Source organism: Butyrivibrio sp. NC2007 (assembly GCF_000421405.1).
In the GTDB taxonomy this organism is placed as follows: Bacteria; Bacillota; Clostridia; order Lachnospirales; family Lachnospiraceae; genus Butyrivibrio.
Window position 1 is genome coordinate 1 of record NZ_ATWY01000015.1, and the last position, 18,741, is coordinate 18,741.

Annotated in this window: 16 protein-coding genes; 2 read left to right on the plus strand and 14 right to left on the minus strand. The window is 43.6% G+C overall.

Going from position 1 to position 18,741, the window contains the following annotated elements; all coding sequences use genetic code 11:
• Nucleotides 1-766 precede the first annotated feature (766 nt).
• The 5 genes from G632_RS19970 to G632_RS21325 all read right to left on the minus strand — a co-directional run bounded on the left by G632_RS19970 (nucleotide 767) and on the right by G632_RS21325 (nucleotide 5,237).
• Nucleotides 767-973 carry a hypothetical protein gene (locus tag G632_RS19970; protein ID WP_022769570.1) on the minus strand — a complete coding sequence of 69 codons (207 nt, stop codon included), beginning with the start codon at nucleotides 971-973 and terminating at the stop codon, nucleotides 767-769.
• Entirely contained in the window at nucleotides 973-2,004 is a 1,032-nt protein-coding gene (locus tag G632_RS0112345; protein ID WP_022769572.1) for a LacI family DNA-binding transcriptional regulator, read from the minus strand. The genes G632_RS19970 and G632_RS0112345 overlap by 1 nt, the downstream gene beginning before the upstream one ends.
• Before the next feature lie 22 nt (nucleotides 2,005-2,026).
• Nucleotides 2,027-3,550: a 4-alpha-glucanotransferase gene (gene malQ, locus G632_RS0112350; protein WP_022769573.1), complete on the minus strand. Its 1,524-nt coding sequence runs from the start codon at nucleotides 3,548-3,550 to the stop codon at nucleotides 2,027-2,029.
• A 129-nt stretch (nucleotides 3,551-3,679) separates the two neighbouring features.
• Nucleotides 3,680-4,621 (minus strand): carbohydrate kinase family protein, encoded by a 942-nt coding sequence (locus G632_RS0112355; RefSeq protein ID WP_022769574.1) that lies wholly within the window; start codon nucleotides 4,619-4,621, stop codon nucleotides 3,680-3,682.
• A gap of 16 nt (nucleotides 4,622-4,637) precedes the next feature.
• Complete coding sequence (locus G632_RS21325) at nucleotides 4,638-5,237, minus strand: TetR/AcrR family transcriptional regulator (RefSeq protein ID WP_022769576.1); 600 nt, start codon at nucleotides 5,235-5,237, stop codon at nucleotides 4,638-4,640.
• A gap of 177 nt (nucleotides 5,238-5,414) precedes the next feature.
• On the opposite strand from G632_RS21325, the gene G632_RS19980 reads away from it, so the two are divergent.
• Nucleotides 5,415-5,753 carry a hypothetical protein gene (locus tag G632_RS19980; protein WP_022769577.1) on the plus strand — a complete coding sequence of 113 codons (339 nt, stop codon included), beginning with the start codon at nucleotides 5,415-5,417 and terminating at the stop codon, nucleotides 5,751-5,753.
• Between the two features lie 64 nt (nucleotides 5,754-5,817).
• Here G632_RS19980 and G632_RS0112370 read toward each other — a convergent pair whose 3' ends face one another.
• From G632_RS0112370 to G632_RS0112390, 5 genes are read right to left on the minus strand one after another with little or no spacing between them, the layout of a single operon-like run.
• Entirely contained in the window at nucleotides 5,818-6,663 is an 846-nt protein-coding gene (locus G632_RS0112370) for a DUF2225 domain-containing protein (RefSeq protein WP_022769578.1), read from the minus strand.
• A 21-nt stretch (nucleotides 6,664-6,684) separates the two neighbouring features.
• On the minus strand, nucleotides 6,685-8,394 hold the full coding sequence (locus G632_RS0112375; RefSeq protein WP_022769580.1) for a glutamine--tRNA ligase/YqeY domain fusion protein: 1,710 nt from the start codon (nucleotides 8,392-8,394) through the stop codon (nucleotides 6,685-6,687).
• Nucleotides 8,395-8,450: 56 nt separating this feature from the next.
• Nucleotides 8,451-11,186, minus strand: a complete 2,736-nt coding sequence (locus G632_RS0112380; RefSeq protein WP_022769581.1) for a putative bifunctional diguanylate cyclase/phosphodiesterase — start codon at nucleotides 11,184-11,186, stop codon at nucleotides 8,451-8,453.
• Between the two features lie 59 nt (nucleotides 11,187-11,245).
• Nucleotides 11,246-12,703 (minus strand): IMP dehydrogenase, encoded by a 1,458-nt coding sequence (guaB, locus tag G632_RS0112385; RefSeq protein WP_022769582.1) that lies wholly within the window; start codon nucleotides 12,701-12,703, stop codon nucleotides 11,246-11,248.
• A gap of 23 nt (nucleotides 12,704-12,726) precedes the next feature.
• Nucleotides 12,727-13,251 (minus strand): DUF6106 family protein, encoded by a 525-nt coding sequence (locus G632_RS0112390; RefSeq protein ID WP_026512567.1) that lies wholly within the window; start codon nucleotides 13,249-13,251, stop codon nucleotides 12,727-12,729.
• A 219-nt stretch (nucleotides 13,252-13,470) separates the two neighbouring features.
• Between G632_RS0112390 and G632_RS0112395 the strand changes: the two genes are divergently transcribed.
• On the plus strand, nucleotides 13,471-14,268 hold the full coding sequence (locus tag G632_RS0112395; protein ID WP_022769585.1) for a hypothetical protein: 798 nt from the start codon (nucleotides 13,471-13,473) through the stop codon (nucleotides 14,266-14,268).
• Nucleotides 14,269-14,359: 91 nt separating this feature from the next.
• Here G632_RS0112395 and G632_RS0112400 read toward each other — a convergent pair whose 3' ends face one another.
• The 4 genes from G632_RS0112400 to G632_RS0112415 form a co-directional block, all read right to left on the minus strand.
• Nucleotides 14,360-15,679, minus strand: coding sequence for an aspartate kinase (locus tag G632_RS0112400; RefSeq protein WP_022769590.1), 1,320 nt, complete (start codon nucleotides 15,677-15,679; stop codon nucleotides 14,360-14,362).
• 31 nt (nucleotides 15,680-15,710) lie between these two features.
• Nucleotides 15,711-16,919, minus strand: coding sequence for a homoserine dehydrogenase (locus G632_RS0112405; RefSeq protein ID WP_026512568.1), 1,209 nt, complete (start codon nucleotides 16,917-16,919; stop codon nucleotides 15,711-15,713).
• A gap of 10 nt (nucleotides 16,920-16,929) precedes the next feature.
• Nucleotides 16,930-17,385 carry an ACT domain-containing protein gene (locus G632_RS0112410; RefSeq protein WP_022769593.1) on the minus strand — a complete coding sequence of 152 codons (456 nt, stop codon included), beginning with the start codon at nucleotides 17,383-17,385 and terminating at the stop codon, nucleotides 16,930-16,932.
• Nucleotides 17,386-17,581: 196 nt separating this feature from the next.
• A complete protein-coding gene (locus G632_RS0112415) occupies nucleotides 17,582-18,310 on the minus strand; it encodes a hypothetical protein (protein WP_022769594.1) in 729 nt (242 codons plus the stop codon).
• Nucleotides 18,311-18,741 lie beyond the last annotated feature (431 nt).

Below are 18,741 nucleotides of genomic sequence, written 5' to 3' on the forward strand. Positions count from 1 at the left end.
GATTCATACAGATTCCCCCTTTGCTCATTATATCAGCAAAGACAGCCTAATCTGTGTCCACATATCGGAAATGTAATAGATATTTCCAGGAAAGTATATTTTTTTACTGCCCATTTCGTGTCCACGTCTTGAATCTGCTGCAAAAATACTGCCTAAACTGTTTAATGACGTGTCCACTTTCTAGGGTCCATTTTACATTTTTCATTACGGTATAAATTCAATTTTTTCATCAGGACAGTAAGACTTCTCGCAACAACCTGTTTTTCATTACGGTATTTTTGAAGTTTTTGCTCTGGGACAGTAGTACTTCATTGATCAGCCTGATTTTCATTACGGTATATATTCAATTTTTCCTCCAGGACAGTAGCATTTCCCAATCACCCCATTTTTCATTACGGTATAATTTCAATTCTTCCGCCAGGACAGTAACATCTCCCGTAATCAGCGCTCTCCCCTGCCTACACCTCGCCGGATACCTCCACGCCGAGCTAAATTTGCACAAGAATTACTCAGACCGGAACGCATTCTAAATGCGATACCGTAGCTCCTGCCTCTGCGCCTGGTAAAGACAATCCCCTTCGCCTTCACTCCTCCTGCCTTCCCCCTTAGTGACCTAAATGCATAAAACGCCGGGCGGTCAAGGATGCGCTGCTTTTTAGCGCACTTTAGCTTGTCCTTGACGGCCCGGCGTTTTATGCTACAATCCCCTTGGCAGGGGAAGGCAGCTGCTATTAAATTCATCGCAAGTTTTCCCAACCTCTTACGATTATTCCTCTTCCTCATCTATATCATCCATCTCATCAAATGCGATAATGGAATCAATGATATCCTCGAAGTCCTCCTGAAGTTCCTCCAGAGTATCACCTTCATAGGTGTATATACGATCGTCTATCTTCACCTCTCCTGTATAATAGTCACACTTTTCATCATAATTGACAGTTCCGACATAGCCTTCATATTCCAGTTTATCCATCACTTTATCTTCCTTGTTGATTCACCTATTATCAGCTCACCCGGGAACACGATGTGCTTGTGTCCGGATTCCTTGTCGATGATACTGAACAGAAGCTTCATCGCTTCCTTGGAAATATCTACCATGGGCTGCCTGAGTGTGGTAAGTCTCGGTACGCAGTACTCTGCGATCTCCTGTCCGTCGTATCCGACAACGCTTACATCCTCGGGAACCTTGATCCCTGAATCTGCCAGGGCTCTGAGAGCTCCTACTGCCAGCACATCTGAAATGCAGTACAGTGCAGTAAACTTCTCTCCCGATTCAATAAGTGCCTTGGTAGTATCGTATCCGTTACTGAATGTATAAATTCTTCGGTCAACGTATCTGATGAGCTTCTCGTCAGGCTTAATCCCGTGCTTTTCAAGAGCGCCGAGATATCCCTTAAGACGGAGCTTAACGATTGAAGGTGTATCGCTTCCCTCGGTCAGGATCGCAATCTTCTTGTGTCCAAGACCGATGAGATATTCAACGACCTTAAAGCTCTCTTTCTCATCATCAACAGAGACTGTTGAGTACTCGTTTCTGCTGAGGTCATCTGCGATATCGGAGCCGATGGTTGCAAACACAACAGGGACGCTGAGCTGCTTGATCTTCTCAGCTGAGTGCTTGGCTGCTCCGCCCATAAAGATGATTCCGCGAAGACGCTTTTCTTTCTCAAGCTCAAGCGCCACGTCAACTTCGTCCTCGTGAGATTCAACGTGTCTCATTACCAGAGCATACTTTCTCTCCTCAACTTCCTTCTCAACTACCTCGATCATAGGAGCAAAGAAAGGATTGGTGATTCCCCTTACAAGAACTGCGATACACTTGGCATCCGTTCTCTTAAGGTTCCTGGCACTGTTGTTGGGGATGTATCCGGTTTCCCTGATAACCTCCATTATTCTCTTTTTGGTTTCGGGATTGATATCCGAATGATTATTTATAGCCCTTGATACGGTGCTGACACCAACACCGCATCTTCTGGCTATTTCTACAATTGTAATTTCTGACATTAAACATTAACCTGCCAATTTATTATTTGGAAAGTCTTCTGTAAATCCTTGCAAAGTCATGCATCTTAGCGCAAAGCTCAGGTGAGAGTGCATCCTTCTTCATTCTCCAAACCCAGTTTCCACCGAGGGTTGAAGGAGTATTGATTCTTGCATAACCAGGAAGTTCAAGATAATCCTGCATAGGAATTATAACAGTATCCGACACACTTGCAAAGCTTGCTCTTATTGTAGCCCAAACAGCATCCTTGCCTGTCTTGATTCCAAGATATTCCTTGGCAAATTTCTTGTCATCTCTCGGAAGCTTGTCAAACCAGCTTCTGGTGGTGTCGTTGTCGTGAGTTCCGGTATAAACGATGCAGTTATTGGTATAGTTGTGAGGAAGATAATCGCTCTCTTCCCTTGAATCAAAAGCAAACTGCAGAATCTTCATTCCGGGATAGCCTGTCTTTTTAACAAGCTTGATAACAGAAGGTGTAAGGAATCCAAGATCCTCAGCAATTACCTTCTTATCTCCGAGCTCTTTCTTCATGGTTTCAAAGAGCTTGTAGCCCGGGCCCTTTCTCCACTCACCGAACTCAGCTGTAGGATCACCGTAAGGAATTGCATAATACTCATCAAATCCGCGGAAGTGGTCGATTCTTACAACATCGTAAAGCTTGTAGCAGTGAGCAATTCTCTTCATCCACCACTTGTAGCCTGTCTTCTCATGGTAGTCCCACTTATAAAGAGGATTTCCCCAGAGCTGGCCTGTAGCAGAAAATGCATCGGGGGGACAACCGGCAACATCAATGGGAGTATTCTTTTTATCCAGCTGGAAAAGCTCCGGATTAGCCCAGGTATCAGCACTGTCAAAAGCAACATAGATCGGGATATCTCCAATGATCTCAATTCCGTTGTCGTTGGCATACTTCTTAAGAGCCAGCCACTGCTCAGAAAACAGGAACTGAAGGAAGCAGTAGAAGTCAATCTCCCCTGCATACTTCTCCTTGGCCTGTTTCATAGCTGCAGGCTTCCTGAGGCGTATTCCCTCCTCCCAGGTATTCCATGCTCTTCCGTCATAGTCATTCTTGAGCGCCATGAAAAGAGAATAGTCAGCAAGCCAGTCATTGTCGCGTTTTTTCTTGAATGTCTCAAAGTCTTTTTTGAGTTTGTCTGCATTTTTAGCCTTACCCATGTTCTCGTAGGCTTTCTTAAGCAGCACAAACCTTGATTTGTACATCTTCTCATAGTCGATGTACTCCTCAGATCCACCGAAGTCGCACTTGTCAGCATCTTTTTTTGTCAAAAGACCTTGTTCAATAAGTGTAGTTATATCGATAAAATAAGGATTTCCCGCAAATGTTGAAAAAGACTGATACGGCGAATCGCCATAGCTTGTGGGACCTAAAGGAAGGATCTGCCAGTAGCTCTGTCCGGCCTCCTTAAGGAAATCCACAAATTCATAAGCCTCCTTAGAAAAAGTTCCGATTCCGTACTCGGAAGACAGCGAGAAAATAGGAAGTAATACTCCGCATTTTCTGCCTGATTTACTGTTTGCCTTTGCCATATCTACCCTCTCCTTTTGCGTAAAACCTGTAATTAGTTTAAATGAGCTACGGAAATTTTACCGTTACCGGTAACGTTTCCATAGCTCTACTTTACCACATTTTTTGAAACTTTATCAAGAAAATTTCTATTAATTCTGATTCTCTTCAAAAGCACTTTTCTTGATGCCCCAAATGAGGTTCCTCCACTGATCAAGCTGATCCGGTGTCATGAATCCGTTTGAGGTTCCCATGTATCCGATCTTGTAGGATGCAAAAAGAAGTGCATTTTTGATGGCATTTACACTGTCACCTGTCTCCATATAGTAGTGAAGGAAGCATGCAAACAGCGCATTTCCTGCACCTATGGTATTTACAACCTCATTGGTCTTAACTGTGTTGTAGTGAACCCTTAGGTCTTTTGTCTTGTCAAAGAGAATAAGTCCCTCACTGCCCTGTCCGAGAATGATGATCTCTGTTCCGTAGGTCCCGGAAATACGGTCGATGAACTCGTACGGATCCTCGGTCAGCGTATCATCACTAAAGTACAGAATCTTCGCGGGTTTTAGGAAGTCGGTGTTGTACTTCTCCTTCTCGGGATTATAGTTTCTGATATTAACTGCAACCGGCTTATTGTGCTCTGAAGCCACCTTGGCAAACGGTCTGCAGAAATTGGCATTGGCAAGCACCATCATATCGCATTCCTCTGCAATAGGTGGCACCATGGACATATCATAAACATTGTCTCTAAGGTCCTTGATATCCTCAAAGATCTGCTGTTTTCTGTCCTTGTCATAGAGAACAACCTCAGTAGGTGTAGCCTTCATCTGAGGGATTATGTACTGGGTTGAAAGAGTGATCTTGCGATCGTGCGGATTTATCAGGCTAAGGTCCTGATTTCTTCCCACAATGGACATGAAGCAAACGTCGTCTCCGAGCCACTTCAGCGCCAGAGACTCGTTGTATGCATCGCCGCCCATGGCTGTAAAAATGGAGTCGGTGGCACTGGTAAGAGGAGCATAGCTCACAGGAATCTTATCAACTCTTACGATGGTCTCAATCTGTGTAACACCTGCTACTAAGAACTTGCTCATATAACCCTCCTTGTTCTTATGATGTCATAGTCTGCATCATATCAACATATTCTGTGGCCTCCTCCAAAAAGAAGTCAGCCCTGAAGTTCTCTGATAGTACGGATTTCTGTATAAGCCCGTCTATTGTGTAATCAAGTATCACCCCAACTTTTTCGAAATCGATCCCCGGTATAAAGGTGGTAATATCCGCCCTCTCCCTCAGGGCGTGCATTATCCTCTGATATTTCTCACGTCTCTCACTAATAACCGAGACAGCTTCAATATCAGTTTCTTCATCTGCTTTGTTCAGGAAAAGAAATATGAAAGGATACTGGGACATTGAATTTGCCTTGGCAGAGAGGATCTGTTTGTAGAGTTCGAAATATCTGTTCTCACTCTTTTCCACATTGGCTGTTAGCTCCAGTGTCACAAACCTTGTTGCATAGTCATACAAAAAGGCATAGAGTCCTATCTTGCTCTCAAAGTAGTGGAACAAAAGCCCCTTGCTGATCCCCGCTCCTTTTACGATCTCATCCGTGCTGGCATGTTTGTAGCCATACTGGGAAAAGACCTTTAGAGCTGAATTTATCATTCTGTCCTGCTTTTCTTTTTTTAACTCCCAAAACCTGTCGTTCATGGAATATCCTCATTCCGAGCGAATTGACTAAATCAGTCTAAAACTAGTTTACCATTTATAAAAAATCACATCAAACGATTTTTCGTTATTTATCAAATTTTAATACTCAGGTCTTTTATTTAAAAACAAATTGTATTAAAATTTAAATAACCGTTTGAAATAGGAGGGGAGCTAAAAATGTCCAAGAACAACGCATTCGGTAAGTTCGTTTTATTCTGTGCCGCTGCCGGAGCTGCTGCAGCCGGAGCATATTACTATCTCAGCAAGAGAGAAGAGGAAATCGCAGACAGTTTTGATGACGATGATTTCGACGATTTCGACGACTTTGATGATGACGAGGATACAAGCTCAGACTCAAAGTTCGGTTCACGTAAATATGTTGATATCACAAAGTCCGCATCAGATTCCGATTCTGAAGAGGCTCCTGCAGAGCCTGAGAAAGAGCCAGAAGCTGAGGCTGAGGCTAAAGAGGATCCTGAAGAGTCAGAAGAATTCTTCGACGACGAGGATAAATAATTATTATGAACATGAATAAATCCCTTACAGAGTGATCTGTAAGGGATTTTTATTTTGCTTATATTTATTCTTTTTCCATCAGCATTTCCTTGAGTACTCTTGCCTTGTCCTTAATCCTGCTGTTGGCAACCCTTGATGTGAGAATCTCGCCTATCATCTTGGATGCCATATCTCTCTGGCCCGTCTCAACAGCCAGGGCAGCCATCAAATAGTCAAGTGTTGTGGCATCCATTCCTGCAATGGGGAATTCCTCTGTCTGTCTGGCCATTGCAAAACCGTTAAGGGCATTTACCAGAAGCTCTTTTTCCTGAGCATCATTCTCTGCCTTCCTGGTCTCGTAATCGTCATCGTTAGGGTCAAGTCTCTGGGTCTCTCCTCTGATAACCCAGGCTGATTTCAAGCAGATATATGCCTTTTCACTGTTCTTGGCCTTCTTGACCACAGCGTTTGCCAGGCATAGCTGGTAGAGCCTCTTGGCATACTCATAGGTGTAGACAGGATCTTTGCAGGGCTCGTGCTTATAGTTCATACAGATCTTAACTCTGATGTCATCAATCTGGTACTTGGTGAGGTTCGGGAAGTATCTGCCAAGAGCAGCATATCCGCAAGCAGGGCAGGCAATTACATCATATTTGTTCTGATCAAGCTCCTCATAGTCAGGTCTAAGATCTATATCCACGTTCTTAATTTTGACCTTACCTGTTCTTACGGTCCTTGCTTCAAAATCAGAATCACAGACCGGGCATTTATATTTTTTATCAAAGAGATAATCCTCTTCGTTCACCAGCTGAAGTTTTTTCTTGGGTTCTTCCTTTTTGACTACCGTCTCCTTTTTTCTGGGATCCTCAAAAAGTGCTTCTCCTTCGATATTGCCAAGCCCAAGTTTTTCAAATCCGGAAAATATGCCCATACCTACACCTCTCCTTAAAAGTTAGTTTTTAGGTAGCACGAATGAACTCTTAAGTGAAACTATTCTGTTAAATACCGGTGCTCCCTCTTTTGAGTCCTTGCAATCCACACAGAAAAATCCGTTTCTGACAAACTGGAATTTCTCAAAAGCCTTGGCGTTTGCAAGCTCCGGCTCAAGTTTAGCATTCTTAATGACCTTGATGGAATTGGGGTTAAGATTAAGAGATCCGTCTTCCTCGTTGTAAACACCCTTCTCCTCATCAATGATGTTCTCGTAAAGTCTTACCTCTGCGGTAAGTGCCTCCTTGGCAGCTACCCAGTGGATTGTTCCCTTTACCTTTCTGCCGTCCGGGCTGTCTCCGCCCTTGGTTGCAGGATCATATGTACAGTGAATTTCTGTGATATTGCCATTCTCATCCTTCTCAAAGCCTGTACATGTAACAAAGTAAGCGTTCATAAGTCTTACTTCGTTGCCCGGGAACAGTCTGAAGTACTTCTTTGGAGGCTCCTCCATGAAGTCTTCTCTCTCTATCCAAAGCTCTTTTCCGAATGGGATCTTACGGCTTCCCATCTCAGGAACTTCCTTGTTGTTCTCGATATCAAGGTACTCTGTCTCGCCCTCAGGATAGTTGTCGATGATGAGCTTAACAGGATCAAGAACTGCCTGCATTCTCTTTGCCTTGAGCTTTAAGTCCTCTCTGATGCAGTACTCGAGCATTGCATACTCTGCTGTCGCCTGTGCCTTACTGATTCCGCACATATCAACGAACATCTTGATTGACTCGGGTGTAAAGCCTCTTCTGCGGAGTGATGCGATGGTAACAAGTCTTGGATCATCCCATCCGTCAACAATTCCGTCCTCTACAAGCTTCTTGATATATCTCTTTCCTGTAACCACGTTGTTGAGGTACATCTTGGCGAACTCAATCTGACGTGGAGGATTCTTGTATTCGCACTCTGTCTTAACCCAGTCGTAAAGAGGTCTGTGGTCCTCAAACTCCAGTGTGCAGAGTGAATGTGTGATACCCTCGATGGCATCCTCGATAGGATGAGCAAAGTCGTACATAGGATAGATGCACCACTTATCTCCGCATCTTGCGTGTGACATGTGAGCAACACGGTAGATGATAGGATCTCTCATGTTGATGTTAGGTGATGCCATATCGATCTTGGCACGAAGAGTCATAGCTCCGTCAGCAACCTTGCCACTCTTCATCTCTTCAAAGAGGCGAAGGTTCTCCTCTACGCTTCTGTCTCTTCCGGGATCGTTCTTGCCGGGCTCTGTGAGTGTTCCTCTGTATTCTCTGATCTCATCTGCTGTGAGCTCTGAGATATAAGCCTTACCCTTCTTGATGAGCTTGACAGCATCTTCATACATCTCATCAAAATAATCGGATGCATAAAAAAGTCTGTCCTCGTAATCTGCACCAAGCCACTTAACATCCTCGATGATGGCATCCATGAACTCGGATTTCTCCTTGGTAGGATTGGTATCATCGAATCTCATGTTGAACTTGCCGTTATACTCCTTGGCCATTCCGTAGTTGAGAAGTATACTCTTGGCGTGACCGATGTGCAAAAAGCCATTGGGTTCGGGCGGGAAACGGGTTACTACGTGATCGTACACGCCTTCCGCGAGATCCTTGTCGATGGCTCTTTCTATAAAGTTCCTGCCTGAGCCGCTTTCTTCCTCAGGATTTTCGTTTACTTTTGTAATTACTTCATCTGCCATTTACTTTATTAAACCAACTTTCTATAAAAATGTTTACATTCTATTGTAGCATAAACCTACCGGTTATACACATACTTTTCCTCAAAGGCTGCACGGCGCAGTGGCTTATCATAGTAATAGCCCTGAATGTAAGTAACGCCCATGCTCTCAAGGATCTCCATCTGCTCTTTGGTCTCAACACCTTCGATGCAGATATCTGCGCCGATGGATTTTCCCATATCAACCATTGAACGGACAAATGCCTTAGAGTATTCATCCTTCTCTAAATTTTTTACAAACTCTCTGTCAACCTTGATTATGTCAAAAGGCAGAGCTCTTATGCTGGAAAGAGCAGAATAGCCTGTTCCGAAATCATCAAGGGCAAGTCTTATTCCCATATCCTTTATATCAAGGATGGTCTGCTTGGTCCTTGCAAGGTCGTTTATTGCGAGCCTTTCTGTGATCTCAAGGATCAGGTTCTCAGGCTTTAGATTGTTTTCCTCAAGGCAGTTCTTTATGATATCCAGGATATCGTTCTGCATGATCTGCACAACAGAGACATTTACGCTAATGGCAAAGTCACCGTTTCCTGTTTCGTTCCACTGCCTGCAGCACTCGCAAGCTTTTTTGAGCACGTGGTTGCCAATCGGAGTGATAAGTCCAAGATACTCAGCAAGAGGTACGAATTCATCGGGGCTTAAGAAGCCAAGCGACTCGCTGTTCCATCTGACAAGAGCCTCCGCTCCGAGGTGCTTTATCTTGCTCTTCTTTCCTTTGCCCTTTGCCTTGTCATTATAAAAGACAGGTTGGAAGAAAACTTCAAACTCATCAACCTTCTTGGAGATGGCTTTGTGCATGTTCTTCTCAAGATCTATTCTGTGGATGCTGGAGGAATCGATGTTGTCTGAGTACTCCGCGATCCTGTTCTTGCCGGACTTCTTGGCCTCGTACATGGCAACATCTGATTTTCTGATAAGCTCGGATACATTGTCGCCGTGCTCCGGGAACTTAACAACACCCATACTCATGGTGCAGTAGTAGTCGCTGTCCTTGAGATACCATGGCGTTGCGAAGGCATTCTTTATCTCCTCAACGATCTTGTCCATCCTGTGATAGCTCTCAGGTGGAACTATGATTACAAACTCATCTCCGCCCATACGATAGCAGGAATTCGTGATTCCTTCTATCCTACTGATGGCTTTCGAGATATCCTGAAGAAGGGTATCACCGTACTGGTGGCCCAAACTGTCGTTTATATGCTTAAAGTCGTCAAGGTCAAGGTACATAAGAGCACCGGTCTTGCCGGTAGTTCTTGCCTCATCCACATATTTTGCAAGGTCCTTTTCGCAGCACATTCTGTTGAAAAGACCTGTCAAAAAGTCTGTATATGCCTGCTGCTCCATACGTTTCTGGTACAGCTTCTTTTCAGTGATATCGTAAATAGCGCAGAGTGAAACAGGTCTTCCGTCCACCCACTTGATCCTTGTGTAGTAGACGTCGTACCACTTCTCTCTGTCTCTGTGATGTACTTCGTAGTTTCCGCTGTGGCTTCTTGAGGGAATATTTCCTTCAAAGAGTTCAACCAGTCTGTTCTCTGTAAGTTCCTTGCTAAAGTTCTTTTTAAAACTCCTGTTGGCAAAGAGCAGGATTCCCGTACCTATATCCCTTACGTAGATTGAACTTCCCACGTTATCAAGGACCGCTTCCAAAGAGGCAAAAGAGCTTGCCAGCGAATTGGTCTGCAGTCTCTTGGTTATGATACTCTGCAGGATCCTTATGGAGTCATTTATAAACTTAATGTCATCAATGGACCAGACTCTGTTCTCCCTGTTCTCGGTAAGACACGCGTAGAAGGCAGGGTTTCCGCCAATCATGATGGGCATTGCCACAAGAGCCTTGATGCCGAGGTTGTCAATCTGTTCTCTTTCTCCGGCGTTCATCTGAGTGTCGCTGGATATAGCTATCGCCTTGGAACTTCCAAGGAACCAGCAGACCTCCTGATCAGTGGTATTGGAAAAGAGCTTTGGAACTCCGGGCTGTGTCCACTGAACGATGATGTCCATGAGAGTTCCGTGATGGATCTTGCAGGTAAAGGCATTACTAATCTGGAGATAACTGCAAAGCCTTGAAAGGACCTGAGCCATTACCTCCTCTATACCCTCGTCGCTGTCAAGGAGAGATACGATCTCTGTCATGATCTCTGCTCTGTGGAAGGAGCTTGTCATCTCCTTTTCCTGAGCCTTGCTCTCCTCACTTATTGCAACAGCTTTAGACCTTGATGCCTCAACTTTGATGAGGATGTCCAAGGTCTCTCTTAACAGATTGAGTGTCTTATAAAATTTGCTCTCGGAAATCTGATACTGGAAATTGTCAATAGGTGGATAGTGATAGAAGCTCTGATCATACTGGGCATCTGTAAAGAGTCCGCAGACTATCCAGACAGCTTCAATCCTGTCAGCACCACCAACCGCTACCGCAGCGAGCCTGAGATTGGGGATCTCTGTGATCTCCACAGCCTGATCCTCAAGGTCGCTCTCGGAAACCCTCATACAGATGTTGTGGATCCTTATGGGGGTTACATATTTCTGAATTATATCAATCTCGTGTGAATTGCCGGAGAACTCTGTAATAGGAACGCCATCCCCGTCAAGACACTGTACATAGACACCTGCCATCTCACAGAACATATCCTGCCAGGTCTGCAGTTCCTGCCTGTTTTTTGGCGCAAGTTGACCAAGAGCTCCCATCTCCTTAGAGCCAGAGCCCTTGCTTTGTGCCTGCATAAGTTCTGCTGGTGCTTTTGTGTCGCGCATGCAAGCTCTCCTTGCACTTAGATTTTTAACATAAGGTAGTTCTGCTCTCGCGCCGGTGATTACTTGTCGTCAACGCTATAGTTAGGAGCCTCTTTTGTGATCTGAATATCATGTGGATGTGACTCACGAAGAGCTGCGGAGGTCATCTTGATAAATCTTCCGTTCTCTTTAAGTTCCTCGATTGTACCGCATCCGCAATATCCCATACCTGAACGAAGTCCGCCCATGAGCTGGAATACTGTATCTTCAACTGTTCCCTTGTAGGCAACACGTCCTTCAACGCCCTCAGGAACAAGCTTTTTAGCATCTTCCTGGAAATAACGATCCTTTGATCCGTTCTCCATGGCTGCGATGGATCCCATTCCACGGTAAACCTTGTATTTTCTTCCCTGGAACAGTTCGAAGTCTCCGGGAGCCTCGTCACAGCCTGCAAACATTGAACCCATCATTACGATGTTAGCTCCTGCTGCAATAGCCTTGGTAATATCGCCAGAGTACTTGATACCACCATCAGCGATGATCGGAATACCATACTGCTTAGCCATTTCGTAGCAGTCCATAACTGCAGTGATCTGAGGAACACCGATACCTGCAACCACACGTGTTGTGCAGATAGATCCGGGTCCGATACCTACCTTGACAGCATCTGCTCCTGCTTCGATAAGGTCTTTTGTTGCAGCTGCTGTAGCGCAGTTTCCTGCGATAACCTGAAGATCAGGGAATTTCTCTTTTATCATGCGAAGACATTTAAGAACGTTCTCTGAATGTCCGTGTGCTGAATCAAGAACAATAACGTCAACCTTGGCATCAACAAGAGCTGCTACTCTGTCGAGGCAGTTTGCTGAGATACCAACACCTGCTCCGCAGAGAAGACGGCCGTGGTCGTCCTTGGCTGAAAGAGGATATTTGATGGTCTTTTCAATATCCTTGATCGTGATGAGTCCTACAAGATTGTAGTCATCATCTACGATAGGAAGCTTCTCCTTCTTGCTCTTTGCAAGAATGCTCTTTGCTTCCTCAAGTGTAATGCCTTCCTTGGCTGTAACAAGGTTTTCGCTGGTCATTACATCTTTTATCTTCTGTGAGAAGTCTTTTTCAAACTTGAGGTCACGGTTTGTGATGATACCTACAAGCTTTTTGCCCTCTGTGATAGGCACACCTGAAATTCTGAACTTAGCCATGAGAGAATCGGCATCTGCCAGTGTGTGCTCCGGAGAAAGTGAAAATGGATCTGTGATTACGCCGTTCTCTGATCTCTTAACCTTGTCTACCTCCTCAGCCTGAGCCTCGATAGACATGTTCTTGTGAATGATACCGATACCGCCCTGTCTAGCCATGGCGATGGCCATTCTGTGCTCTGTAACTGTGTCCATTCCTGCACTCATCATAGGAATGTTGAGTTTGATCTTCTTGGTAAGATATGTGCTAACATCTACCTGATTAGGTATAACCTGTGAATATGCCGGTACTAAAAGTACGTCATCAAAAGTAATTCCTTCGCCGATAATCTGTCCCATTGTCTCGCTCTCCCTTATTCTTTTCAGTCAGTAAACACCTTGCGAGGTGCTACGTTTTTAACAGCTGTTACAAATTCTGCATTTGGTTCGAATATAACCTTTTCTTTTCCATCATATATAAAGGTATATGTAGGATCAGGCTGGCGGTCCTTCTGTCTTGCAGAGAAATCAACCACCTTCAGGGTTTTATTCTTAAACTCATCGAGATGATAGGAACGAGACGGAGCCATAGCTTCAATCTTGTTGACGTCGTACTTGGCTACATTCTTACGTCTGCTCTTATTGAGGATCTTGTCAACTGTAATCTCCCTCTCACAGTACTGATACTCAAACTCGATATTTGCATTCAAAGTAAGGAAATAATACAAAACTCCTGCACCGATGCACAGGATAAGACCTATGATTCCTAACGGACTGATGACTGATAAAAGAAAGAAAATAATTGCCACAGCAAGAGATAAAAAGCTGAGAATCTTCACCATTGGTGACGCTTTGCTCTCTACCAGGCACTCAACATAATTGTTATCGATACCCATTACAGAACTCATCCTCCTTAAAAAATATCAATTTTAACGATTATGTTACTTTACTTTTCCCAATCTTTCAAGCGTTTTTCACCGTTCTTACCTATCATTTCTATTATATCTGTTTTATCGTAAAAAATGTATTATTTATTTGTAAACTATTGTTTATAGCTAACTTGACAGTTTTCTTTATTAAACGTAAAATTCTCGAATGAGTCCTAAGAAATTCAGGAGGATATTTACATGTCAGTACGTGATGAAATAAAAGAACAACAGAAAAAGCTTAAAGGTCAGGGCTTTAAAGCCCACTGGGATTACTTTTGGGAATACTATAAGATACACACCATTGTGGCGATCGTAGTTCTGATCTTTGTGATCATTACCATAAGAGATGTTACGGACAACAAGCCTTACGCAGTATATTCTATGTTTATCAACAACCGTGGCATGGACACTCAAAACATACTTCAGGATGGTTTTGCAGAATATGCAGGTATTGATACAGAAGAATACGCAGTTATAGTTGATACATCATCAAACTTCATGTCTTCTATAGTAGATACTACTTCTGTTGCCACCAGCGAGAAGCTCATGGCAATGCTTGCAGCACATGAACTTGACACAATAGTTGCAGACGAAAACACCTTCGGTCGCTACGCTTCACAGGATACATTTATTGATCTTAGAACTTTATACAGCGAGAGTGAACTTGAGAGTTTTGGCGATAAAGTTTTCTACGTAGATCAGGGATACATTGATTACCTGAACTCAGATGAGTACACAACTTACATCACTTCAGGTGAATATGACAAGAACAACAAATACGCAGTGATGGCTGCAAAATACGAAGAGGATTTCACCTACCAGAAGGTTGCTAAAGAGGATATGGATGATCCGATTCCTGTTGGAATCATTCTTGATAACTCTGCAGCACTTAAGAGCTGCGAGGCTTTTCCTGATGAAGCTCCGATTGTTGGTATTGCAGTAAACTCTCAGAGAATTGATAACGCTAAGTTATTTCTTGAATATCTTATGAAGTAAAAAAGTGAGTCAGTGGGGACGTTTCAGTTTGACTCATTTTGCCTGGCAAAATGAGTCAAACTGAAACGTCCCCACTGACTCACTTTTATTATCAAAGAGCTGTTGAAACAAATATATCGTAAATAGCTTCAATCGCCTTCTCAAAATCCCTATTCTCAACACCAATAATAATGTTAAGCTCTGAAGATCCCTGATCGATCATGCGGACATTGACGCTGGCGTGAGCAAGTGCAGAGAAGATTCTTCCTGCAGTTCCACGTGTTGACTTCATGCCACGTCCCACAACTGCGATAAGAGCAAGATCTGACTCGATCTCAAGCATGTCGGGATGAGCGAGCTTGTGTATCTCTGATACAACTGCCTGCTCCTTCTCGATGAATTCGTCCTGCTGTACGAATACAGTCATGGTGTCGATTCCAGAAGGAACATGCTCGATGGAAATGTTCTGATCTTCAAAAGCCTGAAGGACTTTTCTTACGAATCCGATCTCTGAGTTCATCTGATCCTTAAGAACGTTTACACAGCAGAAGCCCTTCTTACCGGCAATTCCGGTGATGACATACTTGGACTTTTTAGCTGTTGACTCAACGATCCATGTACCCGGATCATCAGGCTGGTTGGTATTTCTGATATTGATCGGGATACCCTCTTTTCTTACTGGGAAGATCGCATCCTCATGAAGAACGCCGGCGCCCATGTATGCAAGCTCTCTGAGCTCTGTGTATGTGATGGTCTCAATGTACGGAGGCTTATCGATGATCCTGGGATCTGCAACAAGGAATCCTGAAACGTCTGTCCAGTTCTCATATACATCTGCCTTGGTTGCTCTTGATACGATGGATCCTGTGATATCGGATCCGCCTCTTGAAAAGGTCTTTATGCTTCCGTCAGGATATGCGCCGTAAAATCCGGGAACAACGGCCTTTGGAGTCTTCTCCAGTTTCTTGGCCATCAGCTTATTGGTTTTCTCTGCATCGAATTCTCCGTTTTTGTCAAAAGAAATAACGGTAGCAGCGTCAACGAACTCATAGCCAAGGTATGCTGCCATAATGATTCCGTTAAGGTACTCACCTCTGCTGGCTGCATAGTCACTGCCTGCTTGTGCCTTAAAGTTCTTTTCAATGGTCTTAAACTCACCTGAAAGATCCAGCTTTAATTTAAGTCCCTTGATGATCTCATCGTAGCGGGCCTTGATATCTGAAAGCTGCTTACTAAAGTCCTTGCCCGCCTCTGCCAGGGCGTAGGTCTTGTAAAGCATATCTGTTACCTTAGTGTCCTTTGAATTTCTTTTGCCGGGTGCTGAAGGTACTACGTACACTCTGTCCGGATCGGACTTAATGATGTCACCTACCTTCTTGAACTGCTCTGCACTGGCCAGTGAACTTCCGCCAAATTTTACAACCTTTTTCATTGCTCCATCTTCCTTCTATGTTATTTATTCATCAGTAAAGTCTGATGTAACCCTTAACGCTGTCAAACTTCCAAAGCTTCTCATCAAAGTCTTTTTCTGAAATATCATCTGTAATGAAGGCAAACTCGTTATATACGTTATCGCCTGTAACTTCCTCGATACCGTGTCCGAAGATCTCAAAGGCCTGTTCCTTGTACTCAGCTGCAACTCTTACGAAGAACTTTCTTACTGCATTGTCCTTAGGAGAAAGAACTGCCTTCTCTGCATTTAAGTTTACGTCGATGTGCTTGCCCTTGTGTTTGATTATATCGATAACATCAGCTACTACTGCACTTGCTGTAGCGTTCTTACCCGCGCCTCTGCCGTAGAACATAACGTCGCCAACCATGTTCCCGTGAACGTTGATGGCATTGAATACACCGTTTACGTTCGCAAGAGGATTCTCATAAGGGATGAGGAACGGTGCAACTATTGTAAAGAAGCCGTTCTCGTTCTTCTTGCACATTCCAAGGAGCTTAATGGCCATTCCAAGGGTTCTTGCATAGGCGAAGTCCTCGATGCTTATCTTGGAAATTCCCTCTGTGTAAATATCTTCATAATTAACGTGTTTTCCACTCATAAGGCTTGAGAGGATAGCTATCTTACGGCATGCATCGTAACCTTCCACATCGGCCTCAGGATTCTTTTCTGCATAGCCCTTATCCTGTGCTGCCTTAAGGACTGTTGCAAATCCTGCACCCTCTTTGTCCATCTTGGTGAGGATGTAGTTGGTTGTTCCGTTTAAGATACCTGTGATGGAATCGATCTTCTCATGCTTAAGAGAATCATTGATGGTTCTAAGAAGAGGAATTCCGCCGCCTACGCTTGCCTCAAACAGATAGCTTGCTCCGTTCTTCTTGGCAAGCTCAACAAGCTCAGGTCCGCGTGCTGCAACCAGCTCCTTGTTGGAGGTGCAGACACTCTTTCCTCTCTCGAGAGCACTCTTTTCAAAAGAGAATGCCGGCTCAATTCCGCCCATTGTCTCACAGATAACTTCTATCTCAGGATCGTCAAGAATGATGTTGATGTCGTGAACGACCTGTGTCTCATGCTTATCACCGGGGAAGTCTCTAAGATCAAGAATGTACTTAAGTTCAAGCTTTTCCCCTGCGCTTTTTTCGATTTCGGCTGCGTTGTTGTCAAGAACATCAACTACTCCGCTTCCTACTGTACCGTACCCTAATACTGCTACCTTTGCCATATCTTCCTCCTTATGTAAGCGTAGCACTTCGACCGGTAATATGTACCTTGTGCACGCCTTCAGTCTTTTCCATGATGGAGATCATCTCCATGATATCTCTTGTTTCAGGTAAAACCTGGATGGTGATTGAAATAGATGCCACACCGTTTAGTGGTATGGACTGATGTATGGTAAGAATGTTTGCTCCAAACTCAGCTATGAGGTTGAGCACATATGACAGAAGTCCCACCTCATCATTCATCTGGAATGTCAGGGTAAGTGTTGTACCCTGAAGGCTGTCGTGGAACTCATATATATCTTCTTTATATTTGTAAAAAGAGCTGCGGCTGATTCCAAGTTGCTGGGCTGCCTCACTGGCTGTCTTGACCTTCCCGGATTCGAGGAGTTTCTTGGCCTCGACCACCTTGAGCAAAACCTCAGGTACCGCCTGCTTTCTGATTACATAATATCCTGTATCCTGCTGCACTGCTATGTCTCCATAAGTGTTTTTGTATCGCGGACATTTGTCTGCATGAGAAAGATTTTATCACAGTGAAGTTTTAAAGGCAAGCAGAAATGTTTATAAATATTCAAAGTTTATACATTTTTCTTTGTACATTATGACAAAAATAGGACCACAGCCTTTGCCATGGTCCCAAAACATCATATTCGCTATATCTTATTTATTGAGCATCCGTGCTTTCCATATTCTCTTCTGTGCTTGTTACAGCCTCTTCTGAAGCAGTTTCTTTTGCTCCCTCATCTGCTACCGGCTCCTCCATTGTCAGGCCGTATTTACCACCAAGGAAAAGAAATCCTGCATATCCGTTCTTATCAAGAAGAGATATAGTATCCTCTCCCGCAGGAATCACAAAGCTAACACGATTGCCCTTGTATTCCCCGTCAAGAAAACTTACATAGAGCGAAACGTCAGGTCTTTCTTCAAGTGCCTGCATTACCTGTTTGTTGAAATTTATAAACACAGATGTCTTAACCTTAACTGTTGCATTCTCAGGAGCAGTCTCAATTCGTCTTGCAACATCCCCCTGGAAAGCATAGTATGCAGATATAGGTCTGAAGTACCATATCTTACCGCATTCAGGACACATGTAATTGATAGTACCCTCAGCAGATTCACTCTCATTCATGATTGCAACCCACTTAAAATGATGTATATGAGTAGGGTCATTCTGAAGCGCTTTCCTCTTTGCTTCAGCCTCTTTTGCCGCCTGCTCTTCTTCAGTTAACTCCGGCTCATCTTCCTTATTTTCTTCCTGAGCATCTGCAGCACTCTCTATAGTCGTAGCCTCCTCAGCTCTTACAACCTGTGCATTAGGCGCAGGTAAAAGAACTGTGGAAAGAACAATAAACGCAGATGAAAATACGATGGTCAAAACTCTGTTAGCTTTCATTTATCTAAACCTCACAGTACTTGCTATTTACAGTTCCAAATATAGTTTATCACTCTTTTTTATCTCTATCCATCATATTTCAATTGGTTGTTCCAAGCTTATTAGCGAAATATGAGAATCTTGAACAACCATCTTCTGTCGCCGATCCTACATCTTCTCATACATAGTTATGTGCATTGGATCTTTCTACTGAATTTCTCATGATTAGATGTTTCTATATATATGGACAGGAACAACTTCAGGGTATAGAAAACCTTTGTAGGAAAAAATTACATTTGCGATATTTCTATATATAGACGCAGATATGGCATTGAGGTATAGAAATTCAAAGGAATTGAAATCTTTCTCAATCGCATATTTCTATATATGCGTCTAAAAGTCGCTTTAGGATATAGAAAATCATGGAATCAAAGATTTTCACAAGACGATTT